The sequence below is a fragment of the Paenibacillus glucanolyticus NBRC 15330 genome, from assembly GCF_004000885.1.
In the GTDB taxonomy this organism is placed as follows: Bacteria; Bacillota; Bacilli; order Paenibacillales; family Paenibacillaceae; genus Paenibacillus_AQ; species Paenibacillus_AQ glucanolyticus.
In genome coordinates this window covers 221114-248052 of sequence record NZ_BIMC01000003.1, presented here as the reverse complement: position 1 = coordinate 248052, position 26939 = coordinate 221114, and the positions used below count along the sequence as shown (strand labels likewise).

Annotated in this window: 22 protein-coding genes; 4 read left to right on the top strand and 18 right to left on the bottom strand. The window is 52.7% G+C overall.

The window, feature by feature from the left end; genetic code table 11:
* The first annotated feature begins 251 nt into the window (after window positions 1-251).
* The gene (locus tag PGL02S_RS07225; protein ID WP_036640216.1) at window positions 252-1289 is read left to right on the top strand and encodes an LLM class flavin-dependent oxidoreductase; all 1038 of its coding nucleotides are present in this window, start codon (window positions 252-254) and stop codon (window positions 1287-1289) included.
* 64 nt (window positions 1290-1353) lie between these two features.
* On the opposite strand, the gene PGL02S_RS07220 is transcribed toward PGL02S_RS07225, so the two are convergent.
* The 15 genes from PGL02S_RS07220 to uxaC form a co-directional block, all read right to left on the bottom strand.
* Window positions 1354-2112, bottom strand: a complete 759-nt coding sequence (locus PGL02S_RS07220; protein ID WP_036640218.1) for an SDR family NAD(P)-dependent oxidoreductase — start codon at window positions 2110-2112, stop codon at window positions 1354-1356.
* A gap of 34 nt (window positions 2113-2146) precedes the next feature.
* Window positions 2147-2899 (bottom strand): SDR family NAD(P)-dependent oxidoreductase, encoded by a 753-nt coding sequence (locus PGL02S_RS07215; protein WP_036640221.1) that lies wholly within the window; start codon window positions 2897-2899, stop codon window positions 2147-2149.
* Between the two features lie 20 nt (window positions 2900-2919).
* Window positions 2920-3348, bottom strand: coding sequence for a MarR family winged helix-turn-helix transcriptional regulator (locus PGL02S_RS07210; RefSeq protein WP_255308616.1), 429 nt, complete (start codon window positions 3346-3348; stop codon window positions 2920-2922).
* Window positions 3349-3804: 456 nt separating this feature from the next.
* Entirely contained in the window at window positions 3805-4449 is a 645-nt protein-coding gene (locus PGL02S_RS07205; protein WP_006207107.1) for a nitrite reductase, read from the bottom strand.
* Window positions 4450-4518: 69 nt separating this feature from the next.
* A complete protein-coding gene (locus PGL02S_RS07200) occupies window positions 4519-6951 on the bottom strand; it encodes a heavy metal translocating P-type ATPase (protein ID WP_036640225.1) in 2433 nt (810 codons plus the stop codon).
* Window positions 6952-6987: 36 nt separating this feature from the next.
* The gene (locus tag PGL02S_RS07195) at window positions 6988-7188 is read right to left on the bottom strand and encodes a cation transporter (RefSeq protein ID WP_036640228.1); all 201 of its coding nucleotides are present in this window, start codon (window positions 7186-7188) and stop codon (window positions 6988-6990) included.
* Window positions 7189-7490: 302 nt separating this feature from the next.
* Entirely contained in the window at window positions 7491-7814 is a 324-nt protein-coding gene (locus PGL02S_RS07190) for a metal-sensitive transcriptional regulator (protein WP_006207111.1), read from the bottom strand.
* A gap of 233 nt (window positions 7815-8047) precedes the next feature.
* The gene (locus tag PGL02S_RS07185) at window positions 8048-10138 is read right to left on the bottom strand and encodes an alpha-glucuronidase family glycosyl hydrolase (protein ID WP_036640604.1); all 2091 of its coding nucleotides are present in this window, start codon (window positions 10136-10138) and stop codon (window positions 8048-8050) included.
* Between the two features lie 194 nt (window positions 10139-10332).
* The gene (locus PGL02S_RS07180; RefSeq protein WP_036640231.1) at window positions 10333-11349 is read right to left on the bottom strand and encodes an endo-1,4-beta-xylanase; all 1017 of its coding nucleotides are present in this window, start codon (window positions 11347-11349) and stop codon (window positions 10333-10335) included.
* A 166-nt stretch (window positions 11350-11515) separates the two neighbouring features.
* A complete protein-coding gene (locus tag PGL02S_RS07175) occupies window positions 11516-12451 on the bottom strand; it encodes a carbohydrate ABC transporter permease (protein ID WP_006207114.1) in 936 nt (311 codons plus the stop codon).
* Window positions 12452-12503: 52 nt separating this feature from the next.
* Entirely contained in the window at window positions 12504-13544 is a 1041-nt protein-coding gene (locus PGL02S_RS07170) for an ABC transporter permease (protein WP_006207115.1), read from the bottom strand.
* A 142-nt stretch (window positions 13545-13686) separates the two neighbouring features.
* Complete coding sequence (locus PGL02S_RS07165) at window positions 13687-15375, bottom strand: ABC transporter substrate-binding protein (RefSeq protein ID WP_006207116.1); 1689 nt, start codon at window positions 15373-15375, stop codon at window positions 13687-13689.
* A 235-nt stretch (window positions 15376-15610) separates the two neighbouring features.
* A complete protein-coding gene (locus tag PGL02S_RS07160) occupies window positions 15611-17353 on the bottom strand; it encodes a sensor histidine kinase (RefSeq protein ID WP_036640235.1) in 1743 nt (580 codons plus the stop codon).
* Window positions 17350-18951: a response regulator transcription factor gene (locus PGL02S_RS07155; RefSeq protein ID WP_036640238.1), complete on the bottom strand. Its 1602-nt coding sequence runs from the start codon at window positions 18949-18951 to the stop codon at window positions 17350-17352. The genes PGL02S_RS07160 and PGL02S_RS07155 overlap by 4 nt, the downstream gene beginning before the upstream one ends.
* A 111-nt stretch (window positions 18952-19062) precedes the next feature.
* Complete coding sequence (gene uxaC / locus PGL02S_RS07150; protein ID WP_036640240.1) at window positions 19063-20466, bottom strand: glucuronate isomerase; 1404 nt, start codon at window positions 20464-20466, stop codon at window positions 19063-19065.
* A gap of 87 nt (window positions 20467-20553) precedes the next feature.
* Here uxaC and PGL02S_RS07145 point away from each other — a divergent pair, with 87 nt between their 5' ends.
* The 3 genes from PGL02S_RS07145 to PGL02S_RS07135 all read left to right on the top strand — a co-directional run bounded on the left by PGL02S_RS07145 (window position 20554) and on the right by PGL02S_RS07135 (window position 23396).
* Window positions 20554-21231 carry a GntR family transcriptional regulator gene (locus tag PGL02S_RS07145; protein ID WP_006207120.1) on the top strand — a complete coding sequence of 226 codons (678 nt, stop codon included), beginning with the start codon at window positions 20554-20556 and terminating at the stop codon, window positions 21229-21231.
* Between the two features lie 129 nt (window positions 21232-21360).
* Window positions 21361-22458, top strand: coding sequence for a mannonate dehydratase (gene uxuA / locus PGL02S_RS07140; RefSeq protein ID WP_036640242.1), 1098 nt, complete (start codon window positions 21361-21363; stop codon window positions 22456-22458).
* Window positions 22455-23396, top strand: coding sequence for an SDR family oxidoreductase (locus tag PGL02S_RS07135; RefSeq protein ID WP_036640244.1), 942 nt, complete (start codon window positions 22455-22457; stop codon window positions 23394-23396). The genes uxuA and PGL02S_RS07135 overlap by 4 nt, the downstream gene beginning before the upstream one ends.
* A gap of 117 nt (window positions 23397-23513) precedes the next feature.
* Here the strand turns inward: PGL02S_RS07135 and PGL02S_RS07130 are convergent, their stop codons facing one another.
* From PGL02S_RS07130 to PGL02S_RS07120, 3 genes are all read right to left on the bottom strand, one after another.
* Window positions 23514-24830, bottom strand: coding sequence for a 6-phospho-beta-glucosidase (locus tag PGL02S_RS07130; RefSeq protein ID WP_006207123.1), 1317 nt, complete (start codon window positions 24828-24830; stop codon window positions 23514-23516).
* A 54-nt stretch (window positions 24831-24884) separates the two neighbouring features.
* Complete coding sequence (locus tag PGL02S_RS07125) at window positions 24885-25868, bottom strand: N-acetylglucosamine kinase (protein WP_036640246.1); 984 nt, start codon at window positions 25866-25868, stop codon at window positions 24885-24887.
* A 108-nt stretch (window positions 25869-25976) separates the two neighbouring features.
* A complete protein-coding gene (locus tag PGL02S_RS07120) occupies window positions 25977-26879 on the bottom strand; it encodes an AraC family transcriptional regulator (protein WP_036640248.1) in 903 nt (300 codons plus the stop codon).
* Window positions 26880-26939: the final 60 nt, after the last annotated feature.

The following is a 26939-nucleotide window of genomic DNA, read 5'->3' as shown; positions in this document are numbered from 1 at the left end:
GTGCAGGTAAAACGCCAGCCGAAGTTTTCGTTATTATGCATCCACAGAATCCTTTTTAAACGATACTTAGATCAGGTGAATAAGCATATATTATATAAGAGTAATTACATACTTATTTTTCATATCGATTAAGTAGGTATATAATATGGGTTATATAGAGATACCATCTCCAACTGTTAATGTACCATTATCGGTTATCTATATAATCTCACTCACCGTGCACTACGTACGCATAAGGAGGTCATTCCAATATGACAGAACCACATCTTGATCATACAGCGCCTAAAGCGCTCCGCGATATCCCTCTATCCATTCTGGATCTCGCACCGATTACAGCGGGCAGCACCGCTGCACATTCGCTGCGGAATACGCTTGATCTTGCCCAGCATGCCGAGAAATGGGGTTACAACCGTTACTGGCTTGCCGAACATCACAACATGCCGGGGATTGCCAGCTCTGCCACATCCGTGGTCATTGGGCATGTCGCTGGAGGCACCAACACCATTCGCGTGGGATCCGGCGGAATTATGCTGCCCAACCATGCACCGCTTGTCATTGCCGAGCAATTCGGTACACTGGAGTCGCTCTACCCGGGCCGGATCGACCTCGGTCTTGGCCGTGCGCCGGGATCGGATCAGCTAACCTCCCGGGCACTCCGCCGCGGACCCGGCAGTGATGGCCAGGATTTCCCTGACCGTCTCGGCGAGCTCCGAAATTACTTCCAGCCCACCTCCGGCTCGTCCATGCGCATTCGGGCGATTCCCGGTGAAGGCTTGCATGTTCCGATCTGGCTGCTCGGCTCCAGCGGATTCAGTGCCCAGCTGGCAGGACAGCTGGGGCTTCCATTCTCATTTGCGAGCCATTTCGCCCCGGATTATCTGATGCCTGCGCTGGATTTGTACCGCAGCAGCTTCCGGCCTTCTTCCGAGCTAAGCAAGCCGTACGCCATGATCGGCGTGAACGTGATCTGTGCGGACACGGATGAGGAAGCGCAGCGCCTTGCCACATCGCCGTACCAGCAGTTCCTGAATATCATCCGGGGCCGCACCGGCCAGCTGAGTCCGCCGGTAGACAGCATGGATGATCTGTGGAACCTGCAGGAGCAGGCCATTGTGAAGCGCCAGCTCAGCTTCTCCGCGATCGGCAGCCCGGCCACCGTCCGTGCGCAGCTGGAGCAGTTCCAGCAAACAACAAACGCGGACGAGATCATTGTTGCCGCCGCGATCTATGATCATAAGGCGCGTCTGCACTCTTATGAGCTGCTGGCGGATGCCGTCGGCATCAAATAACAGCCCTTATCCAAAAAGACCAGTTAAGCCCGGAACCCGGCGCTTAACTGGTCTTTCTCTTTTTTTATAGCGTCAGCCCGCCATCAATGGTCACCAGGGATCCTGTCATATAACTGGAGCCCTGGGAAGCCAGGAAAGCTACCACGTCGGCAATTTCATCCGCCTCAGCCGGACGGCCCATCCGCATGTTGCCAATCTCTTCCGGCACGTACCCGCCTTCCGTGAAGGACTTGGCCACCGCTGCGGTAAGCGGCGTCTGAACGCCGCCTGGACAGATCGCGTTCACGCGAATGCCCATCTTGACGTATTCCAGTGCTGCGGCCTTCGTCAAGCCGACCACCGCATGCTTGCTTGCCGAATAAGCGGCAGCACTATGCTCACTGCGAATACCCGCTGTCGAAGCGGTATTGACAATATGCCCGCTGCCCTGCTCCTTCATCACTTTCAGGACATACTTCATGCCGAGGAAGCAGCCCTTTACATTCACGGACATTTGACGGTCAAACTCGTTCTCGTCAATATCGTCCAGCATCGAGAACTTCTGCACGATCCCTGCATTGTTGAAGAAGAAGTCAATTCTGCCGTAGCTTTCAACCGCCTTGTTCACATAGTTCTGAACATCCTCGGTCTTGGTCACATCGGCTTGCACGAAAATGCCGTCCCCGCCCCGCTCCTTAATCATGCGCAGCGTTTCTTCACCGGCTTCCTTGTTGAAATCGACCAGCACAACCGTTGCGCCATTCTCTGCCAATTTCAAGCTGCTGGCTCTACCGATTCCGCTGGCTGCACCCGTGATGACAGCAATTGTTTGGTTATCGGACATGTATCAACACTCCCCTGTTGAAATCTATAGTGATTTACTTCGCGTAATATCCGCCGTCAATCGGCAGCTCAACACCGGTGATGTAAGAAGATTCGTCTGAAGCCAGGAACAATACACCGCGCGCGATGTCTTCCGCTTTGCCCAGGCGTGGAAGCGGAGTCTGGGATTGGAACCACTGCGTCATCTGTTCATCCTTGAACATATCAACGGTCATTGGAGTCTCAATAAATCCGGGGTGAATCGAGTTGCAGCGGATGTTGTGCTTCGCGTAGTCAACAGCCGTAGCTTTGGTCAGCATACGTACAGCGCCTTTACTCGCCGTGTAGGGACCTGCGCCGCTGCCGCCGGTCAGACCGGCAATGGAGGAGATGTTGACGATGGAACCGCCGCCGGCTTCGATCATGTGCGGGATGACATATTTTTGGCCAAGGAAAATGCTCGTCACATTAATGGTCATTGTTTTCTCCCAGCCTTCCACCGTCAAATCCATGAACGGCGTAGCATTGGAGATACCGGCATTGTTGACCAGGATATCGATCTTGCCAAACTTCTTCATCGTCTCGTCCACGACGCGAATCCAGTCTTCTTCGGAAGCCACGTTGTGCTTCAATCCGATGGCTTCGCCGCCAAGCGCTTCAATCTCGGCAACCACGTCTTTGATCTTGTCTTCCTGAAGATCCGTGATGGCCACCTTGGCTCCCTCTTGCGCAAATAAAAGAGCGTCAGCTTTACCCATACCGCCTGCTGCACCCGTAATCACCGCTACTTTATTATCTAATCTTCCCATAGGAATACCTCCTGAAATTGTTAGTCATTGGACCCGTCTTCCGCCTTGGATTGACTGATCTTAAGCTGCAAATGCTCAATCATCTTCTCGTACGAGGCGATCAGCACATCCATCTCCTGATCCGAGAAATCCGACCATAAACCTTCGTTCAATTCACGGTACTTCGCAATCATTCGGGCCTCCACTTCACGGCCCTGCTCCGTAATCTTAAGATAGACCTGACGCCTGTCCGTGCTTGAAGCCACTCGCTCAATGTAACCTTTGCTGACCAGCTTATTGCTTAAATTGGTCACAGCAGAGAGTGTAACATTCAAAGCATTGGCAAAATACGAGCTGGTCTGCTGCCCCTCGTAAGCCAAGGTCTGGAGCACGAAGTACTGAGGAGCTGTCAAATCGTTGTCCAAGATCTTGGCATAGTTCGCCACAAGTGTCATCATCTGACGAGCCATCATGTTCGATAGTTGTTCCCGCTTATCCAGTATCAGTATTCATCTCCTCGGTGCTGACGAAGTCCGTCATCGTTATATATTACAAATTTAAATAGTTAAAAGCTTTTAACAATTAAATTGTATACCCTTTCACATAGCTCGTCAACCGCGATAAAATGCCCGATTTGGTTGTTATTTCCATGATTTCAATTACTGTATTTCGATTCAGATTCAGGTTCTGATAGATAAAAAAAGCACCTCCCGGTGCTTTTTTAAAGTATATCCATCCCCATTTCGGAGTATCCCGTAAGGTGTTAGGCGGCTCTTGCGGAGGCTATCTACTCTCTGTTATGTTTCGACTTGGCGTTATGTCTCTGATCAGCACTATCTTTCAGCATAGCATTATGTTTCTGGTTGACCTCATCCTGCACCAAAAAAGGCACCACCCTAAGGTGATGCCTACTCTGATCCGGTCGATTATCCAGCAGCGGTATCCATCCGCTCGTGAAGCGTTGCTTCCTGCAGGTAATCGAGTGTCATGCGGTCCACAAACCGCGAGAACTTCTCTTTCTTCTTCCCGTTCTCCTGATAAATGGTTATCAGCTTCAAGATGATCGGCGCCAGCTGCTCAGCCTTCAAATCCGTGTGCAGCGGCTTCGCCAGAGCAGCCTTCAATCCCCTTGGCTCTCCGCCAACATAGAGATCAAAGGCATCCCTCATCTTGATGACGGCAATATCTTTAAGCAGGGGCTCGCTCGTTCCCAGCGCACAGCCGGCGTACCCGATTTTCAGGGGATTGGGTACCGGATGATCGGATATAACTTCATCCAGCATAGCTGCAACATCCAGGCCCGAATCCTCTGCTCCCCGGCAAAAATTACAGGTAATCAGGCTCTTGGAGACAAAACCGGCAGGATGAACTTGAAGGCCTGCGGCCACCAGCTTCGCCTTCGCCTCCTCCGCCCGCTCTTCATCCATCTCCACGTACAGCTGCTTAAAGGTTGTCATCTCTATGCGGGCATCCTCACCTACGATGGAGCCCAGTACCGCCAGCTGCTGCGGGCGGAACAGCGTCCCGCCCACTTCAAAGCCGGGGGTTACGGCAAACTTTTGCGATGCCAATGTCTACACTCCCATCAAGTCACCATAGTATCTTTTCCTTGCTCTACGAATATCCTTCATCCGTTGCCGTTACACCTTCATGCGCTGCAGACGAAGGGCGTTCAGCACAACCGATACGGAGCTGAGTGCCATGGCGGCCCCGGCCACCCAAGGTGCCAGAAGACCGATGGCGGCAATCGGAATGCCAAGCGAGTTATAACCGAGCGCCCAGAACAGGTTCTGACGAATGTTGCTCATCGTTTTGCGGCTCATATAGATGGCATCCGGAATGCTGTTCAGATCACCCTTCATCAGCGTAACGTCCGCGGCTTCCATCGCCACATCCGTACCTGTCCCGATAGCCATGCCGATATCGGCAACGGCAAGTGCCGGCGCATCATTAATGCCGTCGCCAACCATGGCGACCTTCTTGCCCTGCTGCTGGAGCTTCTTCACTTCGTCCGCTTTACCTTCCGGCAGCACTTCAGCAAGAACATGGTCAATGCCCACCTGCTTCGCAATGGCTTGAGCCGTGCGTTCGTTGTCACCGGTAATCATGATCACTTCAATGCCCATTTGCTTCAGTCTGGCTACGGCTGCCCGGGACGTCTCTTTAATGGTATCCGCCACGGCCACCAGACCGGCATATCGGCCATCTACCGCGGTAAGCATAGCCGTCTTGCCCTCGGTCTCCAGCTCCGACATTCGGGCCAGAACCGAGTCGATTGCCACGTTATGCTGTGCCATCAGCTTACGTGTACCGACAAGCACCTCGTGTCCTTCCACGTTGGCACGGATGCCATAGCCCGGAACGGCTTCAAAATGCTCGACAGCCGGGAGCTGTGTCCCTCTTGCCTCAATTCCGGCAACAATCGCTTCAGCCAGCGGATGCTCGGAGCTCTTCTCCGCAGATCCAACCAGACGCAGGAACAGCTCCTCGTCAATGTCGTTCACTTCAACATCCGTCAACTCGGGTTTACCCTTGGTGACCGTGCCTGTTTTGTCCAGAATGATCGTGTCGATTTTATGCGTGGATTCCAGATGCTCCCCGCCTTTAAACAACACGCCCAGCTCTGCCGCGCGGCCTGATCCGGCCATAATCGAGGTTGGCGTAGCCAAACCCAGCGCACATGGACAAGCAATGACCAGTATGGCGATGGCAATCTCTAACGCATGGGCGAAGTTACCCGGTGTTACCCAGAAGAACCACACGAGGAAGGCAACCACCGCAATTCCAACCACAATGGGAACGAAAATTCCCGAGATGACGTCCGCCACCCGCTGAATCGGGGCTTTGGAGCCCTGTGCTTCCTCCACCACCTTGATAATTTGGGCGAGAGCTGTCTCTTTGCCCACTTTGGTCGCTTCAAGTGTCAAGCGTCCATTCTTGTTCATGGTGGCACCGATGACAGCATCGCCCGCTTTTTTCTCAACAGGAATACTTTCACCGGTCAGCATGGATTCATCCACCGCCGACGTGCCTTCCACTACTTTCCCGTCCACCGGAATTTTCTCGCCCGGTTTCACCAATACGAGATCTCCCGCCATCACCTGTTCAATCGGAATGGTGATCTCCTGTCCGCCACGAACGACCAGGGCTGTCTTGGCCTGAAGACCCATCAGGGTTTTGATGGCTTCTGAGGTACGGCCTTTCGCCATAGATTCGAACAGCTTGCCCATAATCACCAATGTGATCAGAACCGCACTCGTTTCATAATACATCTCGGGCCCATGGTGTACGCTCGCTCCGGCCGCTGCCCAATCGATCGTTAGATAAAGGCTGTAGAAGTAAGCGGCTGAGGTGCCGAGTGCAACGAGAACGTCCATATTGGCGCTTTTGTTGCGGAGCGCTTTGTAAGCCCCCACGTAGAACTGTTTTCCGATATAGAATTGTACGGGCGTTGCCAGGGCCAGCTGGAACCAAGGGTTCATGAACAGATCCGGCATCCAGATCCACGAGGTGAAGGAAAAATGGCTCACCATGGCCCATAGCAATGGCAGAGACAGAATGGCCGATATGAGCAGCTTCCGTTTCTGCTTGGTGATGGCCTCCTTGCGGTGACCTTCCTGATCCAGCGTCTCCCGTTTCGATACGGCTTGATATCCCAGCTTCTCGACCCGCTGCTGGATATCGCCAAGGCTAACCTCGGCAGGATTGTACTCCACCCGGGCGGTCTCCATGGCAAAGTTAACGTTCGCTTCGCTGACTCCCGGCATCCGGCTTACAACCTTCTCGATTTTCGCCGCGCAAGCCGCGCAGTACATGCCGATCAGCTGCAAATCAACCGTTTCCTTGGCTGTTCCGTACCCCAGCTTCTCGATTTTCTCTTCCATCTGCTGGACAGTAACCACCTTCGGGTCAAAAGTCACGGATGCCTTCTCCAGCGCAAAGTTCACATTGGCTTCCTGCACACCTTCCATTTTGCTTAAGCCCTTCTCGATCCGATTCGCACAGGCGGCACATGTCATGCCCGTTAACTGCAGCGACGTTTTCTTCGGCTCCATTGTTGCTCCTGCTTCCATCTTCTCCTCACCCCTCTTCATCCTCGTGCCATTTGGTTAAACTACGTTGTACCCTTGTTCTTCAATGATCTCTTTGACTTCTTCCAGATTGAACTTAGCTTCATCATATTTGACGGAAACGGTGCCCGCCTTCAGGTCTACATGGCCCTCGATGTTCTGCTGCTTCAGTGCCCCTTCAATTGAATTCACGCAATGCATGCAGGACATGCCTTCTACTTTCATGGTTACCTGTTCCATTCTGAATCTCTCCTTTAGGTTTGGTTTTATTGTTGATGAATCATCCAAGAAACTCGATTCGGATTCCCGCTGAACTTTACTTGTAATTTCTATTTCTTGAAGTTAGTATACCCCCCTACCCTATATTTAGTCAACCAGTTATTTTCGATTTTTTATAAAATAATTCCAATATCATGGATACATCGCGTGACCGTGCGGAATTCATCACTTTGACTAAACACATACTGCCACCTTCGGAAGGTGGCAGCTCCATACATTATTCACTACAACCGGATCTTCTCCAGCTGAGAGTCCCATCCCCGTTACTTCATCAGCTTATTCATCGTTGTTAACAGCTCGGTAATAACCTCATCGTCGCCTTCCTGAAGGCGCTCCACGACGCAGCTCTTCATATGATGCTCCAGCAGTAATTTGCTGACACCGTTTAATGCCGACTGGATCGAGGAAATCTGGTTTAATACATCGTCACAGTACGTATCCTTCTCAATTAAGCCCTTCACACCGCGAATCTGCCCTTCGATCCGGTTCAACCGGCTGATGAGGTTGCTTTTCGTTTTATCGGAATGATGGCTCTTCCGCTCGCTGGTTACAGCACAAGCATCATGTACATGGTTCTCAGTTGTCATGCCCATTTCCCCCTCCTTTAAATCCCGTTCCTTCATCTTGAATCTAATCTATCCTGAACCTAGTATATCATATAGCCCCCCACCCTATAAAGCCCAGCTTATGGAATGAGGTTATCCGAACGGATGAGATTTCGTTGAATCGATACATGAATGGTTCTGTGGATCGCTATAACCAAAGGGTGCCCCATCAGATGGAATATCTGATGGGGCACCCCCCTATATTTTCGCCCGAATTAATATATGATCCGTCCCGAGTCATCCGGTACGCCTGATTTGCGGTAGAAGTACGTATTGATTACATCCCGCCAATGCTTGGCGTGCTCAGCCTGATCGGCCAGCCGCTGTGCCACTTGAGCGAAACGCTCCGGATCGACTTTGCCTTCTAGCGAGGTCCAGGCGTCAAGCAGTCCAGCGGCAGCCTCGGCTCCCTCGAAGTGAGTATCATATATGTGCTGAATCACGGTTTTGCCGGATTTCAGCATATGGGAATACGGGACATGATGGAAGAACAACAGCAGCTCGTCCGGGCAGTCCTCCAGTGAATCATACAGAGCGGCATTTGGTTCGAAGTACTGAGCAGTGTAGCCTGTACCCGTCGCCATCGTGCGGTCCACCCCCATGCCGTCCCGATCCGCGAAGTGATACGTACCCCACCGGGAATATTCATAGCCATCCACATCCGGACCATAATGCGTATGCGGTGTAATCATCCAACCCACGCCGAGCGGTGACGTATAACTCTCATAGATCGGCCACGACTGCATGAGCATGCGGCACAGCGTTTTTACAACTGACTCGTCATTGCCGAAGGTTAACCTCGTCCACTCTTCTGCAATCCCCTCTGAGGATAATTCAGGATTCCAGATCAGCCGTCCGAAGCCGTACAGATTCGCTTGTGCCAACGTATGGCCCGTCCAGTTCTCATCATTCCCGATGTTGGACACCGCAGCAATCCCGCTATATTTCATGCCATGCAGCGAGCCGTTTGTTATCTTCTTCACCTCAGACCCGGCCCCATCCGCATAGGTATCAAAATCCAGCACCTCTTTCCACTGCGGCACCAGATAACACACATGACGCTGCTGGCCGGTATATTCCTGGGCAACCTGGAACTCCAGCACCTGATTGGTCTCTTTCATGCTGCCGAACAGCGGCGATACCGGCTCTCGTACTTGAAAGTCCATAGGCCCGTTCTTAATCTGCAGCAGCACATTGTCCTTAAACCGTCCATCCAGCGGGGTAAAATGATCATAGGCCGCACGTGCACGGTCCGTGCTGCGGTCGCGCCAATCCTGCATGCAGTTATATACGAAGCAGCGCCAAATCACGAGTCCGCCGTGCGGCTCCAGCGCTTCGGCGAGCATATTGGCGCCGTCGGCATGGTCCCGGCCATAAGCGAATGGACCCGGCCGATGCTCGGAGTCCGCCTTGACCAGGAAGCCTCCAAAATCCGGGATATGATCGTAGATTTCATCCGCCGCATCCTTCCACCACTGCCGAACCTCTTCATTCAGCGGATCGGAGGTGGATACGCCCCCTATGTGGAGCGGAGCCGCAAAGTTGATGCTAAGATACAGTGTAATCCCGTATTCTCTGAAAATATCAGCCACCTTCGCAACCGTTGGCAAATATTCGGCCGTAATGAATCGCGTCTCGATCTCATGCACGTTGACATTATTAATGGAGATTGCATTCATGCCCACCGAAGCCAGCAATCGGGCGTAGTCCCTCACTCGCTCCAGATTGTCGGTAAACCGCCCGTTCTCGTAAAAAATCGACTGACCCGAATATCCGCGTTCAACGGTGCCGTCGACGTTATCCCATTGATTAATCATCCGCAGACGATTCACAGGCTGATCAGCCACCTTCAAACCGGTTAGCGGTTGATGGGAGGCCAGCAACCGCAGCAAATGAAACACCCCGTATAATATACCTTTGCCGGATCCCCCGATCAGGACAAGCTTCTCCTGCTGCCCTTGGCCTGAATGTACCAGCGTGAAGCCCTCCGGATCCAGCTGTGTATCAGCCCGGCCCCTATCCATAGCCTCGGTTATCCCTTCTGCGGCTCCTTCGGCTGCTGCCGCTGCCCCCACATGAATACGAACCTCCAGATGGGAGGAGTTCAAGGCTTCCGAGGTGATATTCGGTACGATGCCAAGCATGGATTGACACGCATGCTTCAGTTCCTGGACAGCCGCGTTCGCAACTCGGGACTGCTGCTGATCCACAACAATGGTGCCGAGTTGCCTGCTGTAGGCGGCAGCAAGCTCCCGATCCTCGATGGGCGCATATTGCAGCCACGCTTTATATAAAGTGCTGTTCAACGTAAGTTCCCCCTTCGTTTGGGCAAGGCCAATGATTTCCCAGCTTCTCACTCCACTAGTTCCTGCTGCCCTGAGGCAGTAAAATACAGATGCCGGCCACAAGGACCGGCACGACAAGAGCTGATGGCAGCCTCAGCCGCTTCATATATTAGCTATGGTAATTAAATTGAATGTAGGAATCCTTGTAAAAGCAATTACGACTTGACCATACGCTCCACCAAGCGGTGAAACGCACGCTTCGGTTGATGAAGCTCATCGAACAGGAATGGCCAGTTCTTGCGCCCCCGCACCGGGAAGTTGTCCAACCAGGTGTAATCGTCGGCTGCACCCCAGAAGGTAACGGACGTAATATGATCCCGATACTCCTTCAGAATGCCAAACATCTCGTCATACCGCTTGGCTTGAGCCTCCAGAAGCTCCTCCGGCGCCTCGGTCAGATCCTTTCTGGTGTCGTCGAACCGGAACATCGAAACATCGAGCTCCGTCAGCTGAAGCTGCAGACCGAGCGATGCATACTTCTCAATCGCTGCGCGGATATCGTCAAGGCCAGGATCGTACAGATTCCAGTGTGCCTGCAATCCTACGCCATGGATAGGGGTTCCCTGATCCAGCAAGGACTTGACCAGCATGTAGATTTTATCCCGCTTGTTCGGATGGGACTCATTGTAATCGTTATAGAACAATACAGCCGACGGATCTGCTTCATGCGCAAACTGGAACGCCTTGGAGATAAACTCCGGACCCGCGATTTCCAGCCATTTGGATGGACGAAGGAGCTCTTCTCCTTCATCCGCGATCACCTCGTTCACGACATCCCAGGCATAAATATCATCCTTGTATCGCTTCACGACCGTATCGGTATGCGACTTCAACCGTTCGTACAGTGTCGCTTTATCCACCATGTTCCCATTCTTGTCCTGGAACAGCCAGTCGGTCGTTTGGTTATGCCATACCAGCGTATGGCCTCGCATCTTCATTCCATGCTTGCGGGCGAAGGCAGCGAGTTTATCCGCATCCTCGAACGTATACGTATCCTCCGCGGGATGCACACTGACAAACTTCATTTCATTTTCCGCCGTAATGCTGTTGAAATGATAGGATAGCAATTCCTCCTGCGTTTCGATCGTCAGCGGGTTTACGGCCGCTCCAATGAGAAAGTCATCCGCGAACATTTCCTTCAGCTTTGGTTCACTACGATGATGGTTGGTCACATTCAGTCCCTCCTTGAATTAGAGATAATAACAAGATTGATGGTTTATGATCGTGATGCCACCTGCATCCCGGTTGGTCGACCGTCATCCAAGGCATGCATCGGGCCACGTACCGTGCGCACAGGAAGCAGTGCGCACGGTGCACAGCTTTAGCGGCTCCCGCAGCTTAACCTTTTACCCCGCCCAAGGTCATCCCCTGCACAAAGTATTTTTGCAGGAACGGATACACCAGGATGATCGGCACACTTGCCACAATGGTCATCGTGGCCCGAATGGATGTCGGCGTGACCTGGTTCGCTCCGCTTTCCGAGCTTGCGAACTGGCTTGCGTAATCATTGCCCGAGTTCATCGAGGAATTCGAGTTCTGGAGTATTTTCATCAGCTCGTACTGCAGTGTGCTCAGTTCCGTATAGGAAGAGTTGTAGAGGAATACGTCAAACCAGGAGTTCCACTGCGATACCGCCGTGAACAGCGATACCGTCGCAAGAACGGGTACGCATAACGGGAGCACGATCCGCATAAAGGTCGTGAATTCGCCGGCGCCGTCGATGCGGGCCGATTCCAGAATCCCTTCGGGCAGCCCTTCGATAAAGGAGCGAATGACGATCACGTTAAACACGCCGATCAGTCCCGGAATGATGTACACCGAGAAGGTGCCCAGCATGCCCAATTCGCGAATCAGCAGGAAGTTCGGAATTAAACCGCCGCTGAAATACATGGTCAAGATAAAAGCAATGGATACGAACTTGCGCAGTACGTATTCCGGACGGCTGATTGTATACGCAACCATGGCGCAGCAGAATACGGAGGTGATCGTACCGATCACCGTACGAAGCACGGATATGAAGGTAGCTTGAAAGATGGTTGCTTCATTAAACACATATTTGTAATTCTCCCATGTGAAGTCCCGAGGCCATAGATAAATGCCGCCTTTCACCGAATCCGTCGCATTGTTGAAGGATACTGCAAGCGTATTCAGGAACGGGTACAACGTAACCACCATTAGGCAGATCATGAATACAATGTTCAAAGTATCGAATATCCGGTCCGCGGGAGACTTGAACCGGGCATGAGCTCGTGGTGAATCTGATGTCTTCGCCATATGAATCCTCCTGTAAGTGTTCTGAAGGAAAACGGTCCTCGTAAGCTTACGCTTAGAACAATCGTTCCTCGCCCAGTCTCTTCGCGATATGATTAGCCGTGAACAAGAGTATGAAGCTGACCACCGTCTTGAACATGCCTGCAGCGATCGAGAGCGAGAAGTTCCCCATCTGAATACCATATTTCAGCACGAAGATATCCAGGTTCTCGGAATAATCCACGTTCATGCCGTTACCAAGCAAATATTGCGGTTCAAAACCGGATTCGAGCAAGTTACCGATATTCATGATCAACAGGATAATAAATACCGGCTTCAGACCCGGCAGGGTTATGTTCCAAATCCGTTGAAAACGTCCGGCGCCATCGATTTCCGCCGCCTCATACTGCGAGGGATCGATCATCGTCATGGCTGCCAAATATATGATGGTGTTCCAGCCGACATTCTTCCATACTTCCGAAACACCGAGTATTCCCCAGAAATATTCTCCTTCTCCAAGCCAAAGAATCGGTTCCTTGATGAGACCGAGCCACAGCAGCAGCTCATTGATGATTCCGCCGTCCGAGGACAGAGCCGTCGAGATAATGCTCGCCGCCACCACCCATGAGATGAAATGGGGCAAATAGCTGATCGTCTGCACGACCCGTTTAAACATCAGATTACGCAGTTCATTGAGCAGAATCGCCAGCACAATGGCGGTAACAAACCCGAGCACGAGGTTAATAAAACTCATGGCGAGTGTATTGCGCATGACCCGAAGGAAATGCTCATCCTGAAACAGGAAGGTAAAATGCTTCAAACCTACCCATTCCTGATCAAAGATTTTCTTCGCAGGTTTAAAATCCTGAAACGCTATCGTCCAGCCCCATAGTGGCAGGTATTTAAAGATAAACAGCCAGAGCAAAAAAGGAATCGACATGAAGACGAGCGCCTTCTGCTGCAGCAGCTTTTGAAAGAAGCTTTTTTCACCTGATGGCGGCCTGGTATTTAAACCAGTATCGTTTTTTCGTTGTTTATTGAAGAAACCTTTCGATTCCGCCGGCATTTCTCGCAACGCCTTCGTCTCTGCAGGTCCAATCGGGTTCGCTTTATCCACGGTTTCTTCTCCTTCCTATCCAAGCCCTTACCGTTAAGTTCGAAGCAGGCAACTTCTCAGCGCCGAGCTTGTTGTATAGAAGAGGAGGGACGGATACTCAAGTCTACCGAGTGGTCCGCCCCCTTCGCCTCTCCTTCATCTATTATTGTCCTTGGGCATTTGCGATTTTCTTGGCGACTTCCTCGGTGATCAGATCCTCATATCCCTTCACATCCAGCTTGCTGAACTCGCCCACGTATTCATTCCAGATACGGTCAAACTCCGCAGGGTTTGCAAGCACCAGTTTCGGGAAGTATTTACGCTGCAAATCGCTTTTCTTCTGAGTGAAGATTTGTGCCGGTGAGCCCTGATCAATCGGAATGCTCCAAGCCGGGTACCATGGACGATCATCCGGCGCCGCAAACAATTGCGAGAAGGAATCGATGTCATAGGCTTCAAGCAGCTTTTTATCCGGTTCGGAATAAGACATTTTGGCAACCTCAGGCTGGCGTCCTGCACCGACGGAATTACCGTCAGGAAGCGTGGAGCCATTGCCGTAACGAGGCCAGTTGTATTCAAAGTACTTGAAGCCGAACGACTCGCGGAAGGCTTCCGTATTCGTCTGTGTGATCTGCTCTTCCGTGCGGTAGAAGCGGCCGTTCTCATCAACGGAATACGTCTCGTCCTTGATGCCCCAGTTCGACAGAACCTGGTTCTCGTCCGTAAGAAGGTTGTTGAAATATTTCACAATACGCTCTGGATCCTTCGCACTGACGGAGATTCCTACGCCGCGGTTGTTAACAAAGGATGGCGGATCGAGATACTGGTCCTTGATATTCTCATCGTAGACGATCGGCAGAGCCATATATTCGAGATCGTCGTTACCCGATGCGTTGGCTGTTTCGCGCAGGTTATTCATCGATTGGCCTACCTGCCATCGATAGTCGAAGAAGCCCAGCACCTTACCGGAAGTCAGTTTGGCAAGGTATTGATCATAGTTGTCCACGAAAGAGGATTTATCAAACAACCCCTCTGTATTGAGCTTGTTCAGCTCCTGCAGGTAGCGCTTCGTAATGTCATCGTCCGCATAATCGTTCGCTACGTGGGTCTCCATGTCGATGATGATCCCGCCATCGTTCGGATATCCGGCCAAGTGCATCGGGGCATTGGTCAGTGCAAAAAATTTATCCTGTGTTGTCAGTGCCAGGTACCCGGTCAAGCCTTCCTCCGGATGTTTCTTCACGTAGTCGCGAATCAGGCCCAGGTATTCATCGAAGGTCTTGATCTTCGGGTAACCCGCTTCCTTCAGAACACGTCGTTGAATCCAGAATGCACCCTGCTCAATGTTTGGAGCAGACGTGTACTCTCCTACCACCGCGCTCAGCGGCAGGAAGTAGATGTTGCCATCCTCGGCTTTCATCAGGTTGTAATACGGCTCGTATACACGCTTGATGTTAGGTCCATACTTATCAATCAGATCATTCAAGGGGATAAAGGCGCCCGCGCCAACCAGCTTGTCAATCGAGTTCCCCGGTACGATGACATCCGGATAATCGTTGCTGGCGATGAAGGTTCCCACCTTCGTGTTCTCATCCCCTACCAGATGCTCCATCTTAAAGTTCACGCCAGTTTGATCTTCGAAGATCTTACCGATGGTGGTTTCGTTCGTATTTTTGTCCTTGCCTGCTGCTGCGTTGAAATACGTGAAGGTGACCTTCTCTTCCTTCTTCTCGCCTTCGCCACCAGCCGCCGGCGTGTTGTCCGCGGTTTGATTGTCTTTTCCGCCGCAAGCTGCCAGAAGAGATACCATCATGACTACGGTCAGACAGCTCATCCAAAATTTCTTATTCATGCTCTTGACCTACCCCTTTCGGTCTTGTTTAATTGTAAGCACTTTCATTATAAGAGAGCCCTTGAGCGATTTTCACCCGTCAATCTTTAGGTGATACTTAGAAAACTATAGAACTGTGTCCAGCGGCAGAAAAAAAAGGCTGTACGGGCATCATGCAGGGCAGGTTTCTCCCTGCAACAAACAAATCCTGCTTCTGGTCATTCCAAACCGGAATGCCAAGCAGGATTTGCCGCCGTTATTGTTCGATGGGAATGGACAGCTGGACCCGAGTGCCTTGTCCCGGCGAGCTGTCGATTTCAAACCGGAACCGGCTTCCGTAGTACAGCTTCAATCGGTAGATCACATTCTGAATGCCGATCCGCTCCCCCATCTCATCCTCGGTATCGAGATAACGGCAGATGCGTTCGACCTGCTCCGCGGACATGCCGGCCCCGTTATCCTGAATGGTACAGATGAGCGATCGACCCTCGCGTACGATATGCACTTCAATGCGTCCCCCGTGCTTCAGCGGCTCAATGCCGTGAATGCTGGCATTCTCCACGAAGGTAACAATCGCCATTTTGGGTAATTGCAGGTGACCCTCTTCTGCGGGTGCGTGGACCGTATAATCAATCTTGTCCCCAAACCGGTATCTCTGGATTTCAAGGAAACAGTGGATAAACTCCACCTCTTCCTTGAGCGTCACCATATCTTTTTTCCAAACTAATGAATTACGGAAAATCTTGGCCATGTTATGAATGATTCTTGCCGTCTCATCCTCATCCTTCATCAGGCTCCGCATGCGGATGGTCTCCAAGGCGTTAAAGAGGAAATGCGGGTTAATCTGGCTCTGCAGTGCATTCAATTGCGCGTGCCTTCGCTGCAGCTCCAAATTTTTCTTCTGGATATCCGCCACGTATACGTCATTGATCAAGCTTTCGAGCTGCAGCGTCATCCGGTTGAATTCACCCGTCAGCTGGCCGATCTCGTCGCGCGCCTCCGCTTCTTCAATCGTGTCATAATTCTGGTTCTTAACCTTCTTCATATGCTTGAGTATGCGTACCAGCCGCACGCTTAGGGAACGGCTAATCCAGACGATCACCAGGGTGGGGAGCAGAAAGTTCAAGCAGGTCAGCACAATGACAAACCGCAGGGATTGCTGGACATCCCGCAGCACCACATCCTCAGGCGTCACCGCCACCATCGTCCAGGAGTTCAGATTGTTGGTTGTGAAGCTGTCGGTACGAAACTCCAGAAACTTGTCCTCATGCTCGATGCTGCTGTACGGCACGGAGCCCTGCATGACGTTGACGTTCGAATCTGTGGTGTATTCAATATTTCCGGCGCCGCTCAGCAGGTACACCTTGCCCTGCACGTTCAGATTGCTCATAATCTGCCGGATCGAGGGCATCCGCATATCAATCTTGAGATACTTGGTATAGTCATTCTGGGAGTTGAAATAATTCATGCTCCGGATGATGCTGAAGCTGTCCAATTGGCCGTTTCCACCCGTGCGCATCACGATCGGTTGAGTCACGTTCTTGCCCGCGATCAATTTGTACCAGGCCTCTTCCTTCACCTTGTCATCGATGTAATTGATGCCCCCGGAATACAGCAGGGTCGGATTGTCCACATATACCGTAATTTCGCTGACCGAGTTGTATACGGCGCTGCCCGAATTCAAAATGCGGCGAAGATAGCTGTCATAAGCCTCAATATAATCGGCGGGGTGGTCGTACCCCGTCTCCACGATCTCGTTCAATTGAACATCCGTATAGAAGACCGAGGAGATCTCCAGGGCATCCTCGACTTCTCGGCGGAATTCGTTCTTCATCTGCTCAAGCGCTACGGTTATATCCTGGATCCGCTGCTCCCTCACGCTGCCGGATGTCACATTATAGAAGATCAGGTTGGTGATCAGAATCGGCAAAAAAACAGCCAGGAAATACATCAGCAGCATCTTGTCCCGCAGGCGGACATTGTTTAAGCTTGGCTTCATCGATTCGTCCCTTCGGACGCTGCCTCCTTCATCAAGCGGCTCCGATATTCACTTGGCGTCATCCGCTCAATCTTCTCGAATTGCGTGACAAAATAGTCCGGGTTGCCGAAGCCTACGCGTTCGGCCACCTCATAGATGCGCAGGTCCGTCTGGCGCAGCAATCGCTTGGCTTCATTTACGCGCAGCTGCAGCAGGAAATCATTAAAGTACACGCCGTATGCTTTTTTAAACAGCTGTCCCAGATAGACCGGGTTCATATAGAACTTTCCCGCGATGCTCTTCAGACTGATATTCTCATGAAAGTTAGCCTCAATATAAGCCCGGATCTTCTGAATTCCGCCCTTGTGCTGCTCCTTGCGAAGATGTGAAATATAGTTTGCGCTCTCAACTGCAAAATCGGTAAACAGACGCTTCAGCTCACGCAGCGACAGATTGCGGTCATGCCACTCGGTCATCGGCTCCAGGCTGGACAGCCGGCTCTGATCCCCCTCCATGCTGCTAAGCACCCGCACCACGCCCAGTACGCATTGGTTGATCGCCATCTTCACGGCTTCAGGCGCATACAGCTTCGCCTGGAAGGATTGAAACAATAATGTGATCGTCTCCTCCAGCTTGGCGAAATGCAGCTCTTCGATCTGCTCCAGCAGCAGCTCGTAGAGGCTCTCCTCCAGACCGATATATTGCAGCGCATGCAGAGCGGCTTCCTCATGGATTACGATGCCGCTCTCATCATAGACGTACTTGTATAACAAGGCTTCCTTGGCCGTTTCATAGGCATTCTGGATAAAGGACAGCTGCTGAACCGGTTGACCGAAATAGACAAAGATCCTATCGTTATCAGTAACGAGCGATTGTTGAATGCGTCTGGCGAATTCCCGCTGACAATCCTGAGAAGATTGCAGAATACGCCCCGGTACGATGATGCCGATTCGATTGCGGTGCTCATGCAAGTAGAAGGGCTGAGCTCCATTCGTGACGGCAAGGAGCGCCTCTTCCACCCGGTCCTTGAACTCGCCTCCGCCCGCTTCACCCTCGTCCTTTGATAGCGGTAGGTCATTCCGCTCGACGAAGACGTAGAACAGTCGGTCCTCGGGCAAGAGCTCAAGACGCCGCTCCCATTCCTCCAGCAGCGCCTCATCCGCTTCCCCTATAATCAGCGACTCCATCAAGGCGCCGGACAACAGACGTTCTTCTCGCAAGCGTGCCTCGCGGTCAGACTCCAGCCGTCCGCTGAGCCGGACCAGCGCATTACTGAATTCCAGCTCGTCAATCGGCTTCAGAATGAAGTCGTGTACACCGTAACGAACCGCCTGCTGCGCATAGTTAAAGTCATCGTATCCGCTTACAATAATAAAATAAGGCTTCACGATATCCTGCGTGACAACTCGCCTGATCAGCTCAAGTCCATCCAGCACCGGCATGCGGATATCGGTAATGACCACATCCGGCTGAAGCCGTTCAATCAGCTCCAGCGCATCTTCGCCGTTATCCGCCTCATCTACGATTTGAAAGCCGCAGGCTTCCCAATCTATCAGCTTCAGCAGCCCTTTGCGCGTAAACACCTCGTCATCCACCAATATCGCCCGGTTCAAGTGCACGGTATGTCCCCCTCGCCTTTTGTTCCCATCTGCCTACCAACCCATGCCTATCCGTCAGTCGGCAAACGCTTTCATATAGTAAGTCTATTGTTCATGCTCTGCGCGAAATTGTCAACGAATTTGAAAATAACGCTCGGCATTAAGGTAGCAGATATCCTGGATAATGGCACCGATATAATCGTAATCCGCGGGTACCTCCCCTTCCTTGATCCAGTCCCCGAACAGACGGCACAGCACTCGCCGGAAATATTCATGCCTTGGGAACGACATGAAGCTCCGTGAATCCGTCAGCATGCCGACAAAGGTGCTGATGAGCCCCATGGAAGACAGCGCGGTAAGCTGCTTCAGCATGCCTTCCTTCTGATCGTGGAACCACCAGGCCGACCCGAGCTGAAGCTTGCCCTCAACGCCAGCCGCCTGGAAATTCCCGATCGTGGTAGCCAGCATTTCGTAATGAGACGAATACAAGCTGTATACAATCGTTTGCGGAAGCTGATCGCTGCTGTCGAGTCTGCTCAGGAATCCGTTCAGGCTCTCCGCCAGATGAAAATCCATAATCGAGTCATACCCGCTATCCTTGCCGATCTTCGCGAACATACGCGCATTATTGTTCCGGATCGCCCCAATATGCAGCTGCATGGTCCAGCCCATCGCGTGATACATCTCGCCCAGCTTAAGCAGGGTATACGTGCGGTATTTCCGTTCTTCGAGCGGCGTTATGCTGAGACCGCTGATGGCTTTGCCGTAAATGTCTGCAACCTCTTTCTCCCCTGCCGGTTCATAAGGAAAACTGCCAAAGCCGTGATCCGACAGGCGGCAGCCATGATCGTGGAAATATTGTATCCGATGCTGCAGAGCTTCCAGCAATTCCTGGTAGGTATCTACAGCTTGATCTGCCGTGGATCCCAGTGTCTCCACATAGGAGGTGAAATCGGGATGGGTCAGGTCCAGCACCCGATCCGGACGGAATGCAGGCGCTACGATGGTGGTCAATTCCCCGTTCTCCCGAATGGCACGGTGGAACTCCAGCGAATCGAGCGGATCATCCGTGGTGCAGGCTACTTTCACTTTGAATTTATCCAGAATCCCGCCTGCCCGTAAGGAAGGACTCTTGAGCTGTTCATTGCAGGTCTCCCAGATTTCCCTGGCATTGCCTGAGGTTAGCCGCTCCTGAACCCCGAAGTAACGCGCCAGCTCCAGATGCGTCCAGTGATACAGTGGATTGCCGACCAGACGCGGAACGCAGCCTGCCCAGGCCATAAACTTCTCTTCCGGGCTTGCACTGCCTGTAATCAGCTCTTCGTTGACACCGAGCCAGCGCATGGCTCTCCATTTGTAATGATCTCCCTCCAGCCATATCTCTGTCAGGTTATCGAATTGCCGGTTGATCGCGATATCCTTCGGGTTTAGATGATTGTGATAATCGAATATCGGCATGCCTTCCGCATAATCATAAAAAAGTTTCTTGGCACTGTTGCTGTTCAGCAGCAGATTTTCCGTATCCAAACGGCTCATGTGATTGCCCTCCGATTCTTATTTAGATTTTCAGTTCCATACTACCATACAAGTATGGTAGTATGGAATACATTAGGAGGTGATGCCGTGGTAGAATCTTTGCGTTTACAGCCAGGGTCGGCCGGACATATCGTGTACTCCCAGCTTAAGCAGCAAATTGTGAGTCTCGAGCTCCCCCCCGGAACCGCTCTATCCGAGAAGGAGGTTTCCCTTTCATTCGAAGTTAGCCGAACACCGGTGCGGGAAAGCTTTGTCCGCCTGGCTCAGGAGGACCTTGTTGTTGTGCTTCCCCAGCGCGGCACGCGGGTCTCGCTCATTGATTCGGAGCTGGTCGAGGAAGCCCGCTTCATGCGGGAGCAGCTTGAGAAGGCTGTCGTCCGTCTTGCCTGCGAGAGCTTTCCGGAGGATAAACTTCTTGAGTTGGAACGGAATCTGTCCGAGCAAAGCGAGAGCATCGAGAAACATGACGGCAAGCATATGTTTGAACTGGATGAAACCTTTCACCGGATTTTGTTTGAAGGCTGCCGCAAGGTAGGTACCTGGAATGTGCTGCAGCAGATGAATGCTCATCTGAACCGGAGCCGGATGTTATGGCTGTCCGCCGATCCGAATTGGACCAACCTGTACGAGCAGCATCGGGAGATCGTGGACGCGATCCGGCGCCATGACGCTGATCATGCAGAGCGTGAGATGCAGGAACATCTCAGCCTGATCATCTCCAATCTGGCTGTGCTGAAAGAAAAGCATCCCGATTATTTTAAATAAGGCATAAGCGGCGGGTGCGGGTGCACCTCCTTGTCCGTCCGCAGCCTTCCATCTTGGCTGTACCATCGTAATTGCAGATTTCCGGCAGCTGTTGCGTTAACTCCTTAAACTTATAAAGGCGGTGAAGAAATGCGCATGGTATTCAGGTGGTTCGGCGAGGGTAATGATACGGTCTCGCTGGATCAGATTAAACAAATTCCCGGCGTGGAGGGCATCGTATGGGCACTTCACGATATTCCTGTCGGTGAAGAATGGCCGATGGAGCGAATTGGAGAAGTTGTGGACCAAGCTAAAGCGTACGGACTTCATGTGGACGTCGTGGAAAGCGTGAATGTCCACGAGGATATCAAGCTCGGCCTCCCATCACGCGACCAATACATAGCCAATTACATCCGGACGATTGAGAAATTGGGTCAGGTCGGCGTCAAAGTCATCTGCTACAATTTCATGCCGGTGTTCGACTGGGCTAGAACTGATCTTCACAAGCAGGCGCCGGATGGATCCACGGCTCTCTTCTTCGAGAAGGCCAAGATCCACGGCACCGACCCGATGGAGCTGGTTCAGACGATCAACCGGAACAGCACCCTGACCATGCCAGGCTGGGAGCCGGAGCGATTGGCGCATCTGACGTCCTTATTCGAGGCTTACCGCGGCGTTACCGAGGAAGATCTGTGGAGCAACCTTGAATATTTCTTAAGCGCCGTCATTCCGGCTGCCGAGAAGAATGGCATTCGAATGGCCATTCATCCGGATGATCCGCCTTGGCCGATCTTCGGTCTGCCGCGAATCATCACCAGTCAGGAGAATCTGCGCAGATTCCTCCATCTGTATGACAGCCCGGCGAACAGCCTGACCCTGTGCAGCGGGTCGCTCGGCGCCAATCCGGACAACGATATCGTCTCCATGATCCACGAGTTCCATGACCGGATTCCATTCGCGCATATCCGAAATGTCCGCGTCTACGAGAATGGCGATTTCATGGAGACGTCGCACCGGACCGAAGACGGGACCGTGGATATATCCGGTATTGTGCAGGCTTATCATGACAACGGTTTCACCGGATATGTAAGACCCGATCACGGACGGCATATCTGGGGTGAGCAATGCCGCCCGGGTTACGGTCTGTATGACCGGGCCTTAGGCATTATGTATCTGTGGGGGCTGTGGGACGCATACAGCCGTGAGCGTGCAGAGAGCGCAGCCGAGCGGAAGGAGGCTGTTCAATGAGCGAGGTTCATATTCATGTTGCAGGAGCTTCCGGGCCAGGATCAGGAGAAGCTATCCCTGAAGACACGCCGCAAAATACCCCGTCACTTCCGCTCCATCCGTCACTAAAGGGAAAGACGGTTGTCATTACGGGCGGCTCCGGGGTGCTGTGCCGGGCGATGGCCCTTGAACTGGGACGGCAAGGCGCCAAGGTGGCTGTCTTGAATCGCACGGCCTCGAAGGGCCAGCAGGTGGCCGACGAGATTATCGCCGCCGGCGGTGCTGCGATTGCCGTTCCGTGCGACGTGACGGATGTTGAGAGCGTCCGGGAAGCCGAGAAGGCTGTACGCGAAGCCTATGGCCCCTGCGATATCCTCATTAATGGAGCCGGCGGCAACCGTAAGGATGCCAACACAACCCATGAAATCTACCGGCCGGAAGATGCGGGGGCGCCGGATCCGGAGGTTACAACGTTCTTCGGGTTAAGCGTGCCGGGCTTCCGCAGCGTGTTCGACCTGAACTTCATCGGCACCCTCATTCCGACGCAAATCTTTGCGGAGGGGATGCTGGGGCGTCCCGGGGCCGTCGTGCTGAACGTCTCGTCCATGAGCGCGCCAAGCCCGATGACCAAGGTTCCGGCTTACAGCGCAGCCAAAGCGGCCATCAACAACTTCACGCAGTGGTTGTCGGTTCATCTCGCGGAATCGGGCATTCGTGTGAACGCGATTGCGCCGGGCTTCTTCCTGACCGAGCAGAACCGCAACCTGCTGACCCATAGCGATGGTTCGCTAACCGAACGCTCTCATAAAATCATCTCGCATACTCCCATGAGACGGTTCGGCGTACCCGAGGATCTGCTCGGTACGCTGCTCTGGCTCGTGGACGACCAGACCTCCGGGTTCGTCACCGGAACGGTGATCGCAGTGGACGGCGGCTTCATGGCTTATTCGGGCGTATAACGAATCGCATACGGTTTCATCAGCAAAAGGCCTTCCCAAGATTGTCTGATCTTGGGAAGGCCCTTTTTTACTAAATATAAGCGTTGTTTCTTATGTGGAGTGGTATCCCCACTCGATTTACAGCACAGCCTCCGGCTTAAAAAAGGCCGGCAAATATTTCTTGTTCGCCTCCAGCATCTCATCGAGCAGCTGCTTCGCTACCGTCACGGACGGTACCAGCGGATGATGAACCAGCGCTTGCAGAGCAATGCCGCGATCACCGGTAATGGCGGCTTCAATCGTTAATTGTTCGTACACTTTCACCGCATGCATCAGCCCTTTTACATGGGAAGGAACCTTTTGCGGTACGAGTGGAATTGGGCCCTGGCCTGTCACCACGCAGTTGATCTCAATGCTGGCATCCGCAGGCAGGAAGTCGTAGATGTTTCCATTGGACACATTCAGTGTCTGGATATCATGGCGGTCATTGTAGATCGAGGTCATCAGGTTAACAGCCGCTTCGGAATAGTAAGCACCGCCCCGCTGCTCCAGCTGCTTCGGCTTCTCCGCCAAATTCTCGTCCTTGTAGAGCTCGAACAGCTCCTGCTCTACCCGGCTAACCACGTCCGCTCGGGTCCCGTCCTTCTCCAGTGATGCCTTCATATCCGCGAGCATCGTATCCGTCATGTAGAAGTATTTAAGATAATACGTCGGAATGGCTCCCAGCGAACGGATGAAGTCGGCATCCCATCCAAAGGTCGGCACGTTCTTCGCCGTATACGACTTGCCGCCGTCCAGCAGCTCCGGCATCTTCTCTTCGCCGTTGACGATGGCCGAGGTCACCCAGTGAAGATGGTTGATGCCAACAAACTCGGCCAGAACATCCTTCTCGGACACGCCATATTCAGCCGCGAGAAACTTCTGGAAGTTAATCGGGGAGTTGCACAGTCCTACGGACTTGACCTTGCTGTGCTTCGCAACAGCCTCGGTTACAATTCCGGCCGGATTCGTAAAGTTAAGCATCCACGCATTCGGCGCCAGCTCCTCGATATCGCGGCAGATGTCCAGAATGACCGGAACGGTGCGCAGTGCCTTCAGCATTCCGCCCGGACCCGTCGTCTCCTGACCGATGACACCATGCATAATCGGAATATGCTCATCCTGTTTACGTGCGGCCAGCAAGCCGACACGCATCTGAGTCGTTACAAAGTCAGCGCCTGCTATCGCTTGTCTGCGATCCAGTGTGAGATGAACCTCAATCGGCAGGCCGGACTCTTTTACCATGCGCTTCGCCAGATTTCCTACGATCTCCAGCTTATGCTTGCCCTCTTCAATATCTACGAACCATAGTTCACGAATCGGCATCTGCTCATAATTGCGAATGAAACCTTCAACAATTTCCGGGGTGTACGAGGACCCTCCCCCAATGACCGCTATCTTCAATCCTGCTGCCATGTTCATCGCCTCCAAGATATGATATCCATATGATCTGTTCCATCGCTAAGCTGGTCAGGCCGTGGTTACCTGTTCGAACGTAAAAGCCTTCAGTTTGGCTTCCGTCTCTGCAGCCACGGTAACCCCATCGGCATCCATCGCACAGAGAAGTGCGCCGGAAACCGGATCGGAGGTCAGTCTTACACATGCTGCATGCGGTGCACGGACTGCAACGACCCGTTCAATCGCATCCGTCAAAATGGAGCTGTTCGGCCTGTTCAGCACACTGCCGATATAGACAATGTCAAAGGCTTCATCCGTCATATCCAGCCGCCGGATGAGCGTGCATACCGCATTGGCCAGCTCTTCGCCTTCGTTCTGAAGAATCCGGGTCGCTACCTCGTCGCCGGCTTCGGCTGCCTGGAACAAGGTTTTCACCAGGCTTGGCGGAACCGAAGCTTTACCGTAGAGAACATCCTCGTACATCGGTTCCACGGACGCATATCCCATCTGCTCCAGAACGAGCGAAGTCAATAAAGTTGCCGGTCCCCGCTCGTCCCAGGCCCGAATAACCGCCCGGAAGGCCAGCTTCGCGAACCCCGAACCGCCTGCGTATCCGTCCCCATATAAGAATCCGAAGCCCCCATATTGCAGCTCTGCTCCCGCGCGATTGCGCGCCGCGCTGTTAAAGCCCGTACCGCAGATCAATGCAGCTCCATATGGACGGCTCGTTCCTGCCCGCATACCGATAATGGTATCGCATGCGATACCATGTCTGGCATAGCCCAGCGCTCCGATCATGGGGCGCAGAATCTCATAATCTGCTTCCCGGTCCGCTCCTGCCAAGCCGAAATAGGCATAACTTATATCTTCTTTGGCAGCACCAGCCTGTTGAAGAGCTGCATCACAGGCTTCCTCAATGTTACGGGCCGCATGTTCACGGTGAATCTGGTGATTACCGTTACCAGAAGCCCCCTTGCCAAGAATGTTCCCTTGTTCATCACAGATCACAGCGTGCGTCTTGCTGCCGCCGGCATCTACACCCAGATACAAACTCATGGACTTCACTCCTACCCGCCTATAGCGGCATCATGTGGTGGTATATATCCAAGATACCGCTTCCACCGTGTTCCATCTACTGCTATACCATCGAGGAGTGATACTATCTTACTGTTTCTCAGGCTTCATGGTTGAAGGATTAACGGGACGGCCCGCATACGCGTGCTCCCGAATTTCGCTTGGCGATGCCCCGACATGCTGCTTGAACAAGCGATTGAAGTTGGACAAATTCCGAAATCCGCAGGTTTCCGCAATCTCAATGATCTTCTGATCGGTTGTCTCCAGCAGATGCACGGCATGGGTCAGGCGCAGCTGGATCAGGTAATGGTGCGGGGACGTTCCAACCGCCTGCTGGAAGAGTGCGCTGAACCGGGAAGGACTCAGGTGCGTCAAATCCGACAGCTCCTGCAGCGTCCAGCCATAATCCAGGTGAAGCTCCATCGTGCGCAGGACTTCTTTTAACGCGTGCATTCCCCTGCCCTTGATCGGTCGGTTCTCCTGGATCGGAGTTGACAGGTGGCGGTTCGCCAAACTAAGGAATCGAATCAGATCCGAACGGATCAGACTCATATAAGAGGTGCCCCGCGCTTCATTCTCGTCCATCATGCGCCGGAGCAGCCGGGCCAATTCGTCGTGAACCGGAGACTGCCTGTCCACGTTCCCCAGCGAACGGAACGGAGCCATCAAATCCGGATCGAACTTGAGATCAATGGACAGCAGCGAAGGCTCGAACATAATGACATCCATGACGAGGTTCTCCGTTTCATAGGCCCGGTGCAGATCATTGCTGTTAATGAAAATAATGTCCCCCTGCTGAAAAGGCAGCTTCATCCCGTTGATCAGAATAAATCCGATGCCGCTGCGAATATAGTTAAGCTCCAGAGCATGGTGCCAATGCAGGCGCTGGGCTCCGGCAAATATACCGTGCGTGGTCGATGCAGTGAAAGGAAAGGCAGCATTCGTAAAATCGATGGCGTCCGGAACGACGCTCTGCGGACGATTCACACACATTCACCTCCATGGCCCTCAATATCAATACGAGGTCGTGATTTACCCACATCGTAACATGAG

Coding starts and splice junctions, on each gene's coding strand:
- PGL02S_RS07225 (WP_036640216.1), top strand. CDS start 252: ATGACAGAACCACATCTTGATCATACAGCGCCTAAAGCGCTCCGCGAT.
- PGL02S_RS07220 (WP_036640218.1), bottom strand. CDS start 2,112: ATGTCCGATAACCAAACAATTGCTGTCATCACGGGTGCAGCCAGCGGA.
- PGL02S_RS07215 (WP_036640221.1), bottom strand. CDS start 2,899: ATGGGAAGATTAGATAATAAAGTAGCGGTGATTACGGGTGCAGCAGGC.
- PGL02S_RS07210 (WP_255308616.1), bottom strand. CDS start 3,348: ATGGCTCGTCAGATGATGACACTTGTGGCGAACTATGCCAAGATCTTG.
- PGL02S_RS07200 (WP_036640225.1), bottom strand. CDS start 6,951: ATGGAAGCAGGAGCAACAATGGAGCCGAAGAAAACGTCGCTGCAGTTA.
- PGL02S_RS07195 (WP_036640228.1), bottom strand. CDS start 7,188: ATGGAACAGGTAACCATGAAAGTAGAAGGCATGTCCTGCATGCATTGC.
- PGL02S_RS07190 (WP_006207111.1), bottom strand. CDS start 7,814: ATGACAACTGAGAACCATGTACATGATGCTTGTGCTGTAACCAGCGAG.
- PGL02S_RS07175 (WP_006207114.1), bottom strand. CDS start 12,451: ATGGCGAAGACATCAGATTCACCACGAGCTCATGCCCGGTTCAAGTCT.
- PGL02S_RS07165 (WP_006207116.1), bottom strand. CDS start 15,375: ATGAATAAGAAATTTTGGATGAGCTGTCTGACCGTAGTCATGATGGTA.
- PGL02S_RS07160 (WP_036640235.1), bottom strand. CDS start 17,353: ATGAAGCCAAGCTTAAACAATGTCCGCCTGCGGGACAAGATGCTGCTG.
- uxaC (WP_036640240.1), bottom strand. CDS start 20,466: ATGAGCCGTTTGGATACGGAAAATCTGCTGCTGAACAGCAACAGTGCC.
- uxuA (WP_036640242.1), top strand. CDS start 21,361: ATGCGCATGGTATTCAGGTGGTTCGGCGAGGGTAATGATACGGTCTCG.
- PGL02S_RS07135 (WP_036640244.1), top strand. CDS start 22,455: ATGAGCGAGGTTCATATTCATGTTGCAGGAGCTTCCGGGCCAGGATCA.
- PGL02S_RS07130 (WP_006207123.1), bottom strand. CDS start 24,830: ATGGCAGCAGGATTGAAGATAGCGGTCATTGGGGGAGGGTCCTCGTAC.
- PGL02S_RS07125 (WP_036640246.1), bottom strand. CDS start 25,868: ATGAGTTTGTATCTGGGTGTAGATGCCGGCGGCAGCAAGACGCACGCT.
- PGL02S_RS07120 (WP_036640248.1), bottom strand. CDS start 26,879: ATGTGTGTGAATCGTCCGCAGAGCGTCGTTCCGGACGCCATCGATTTT.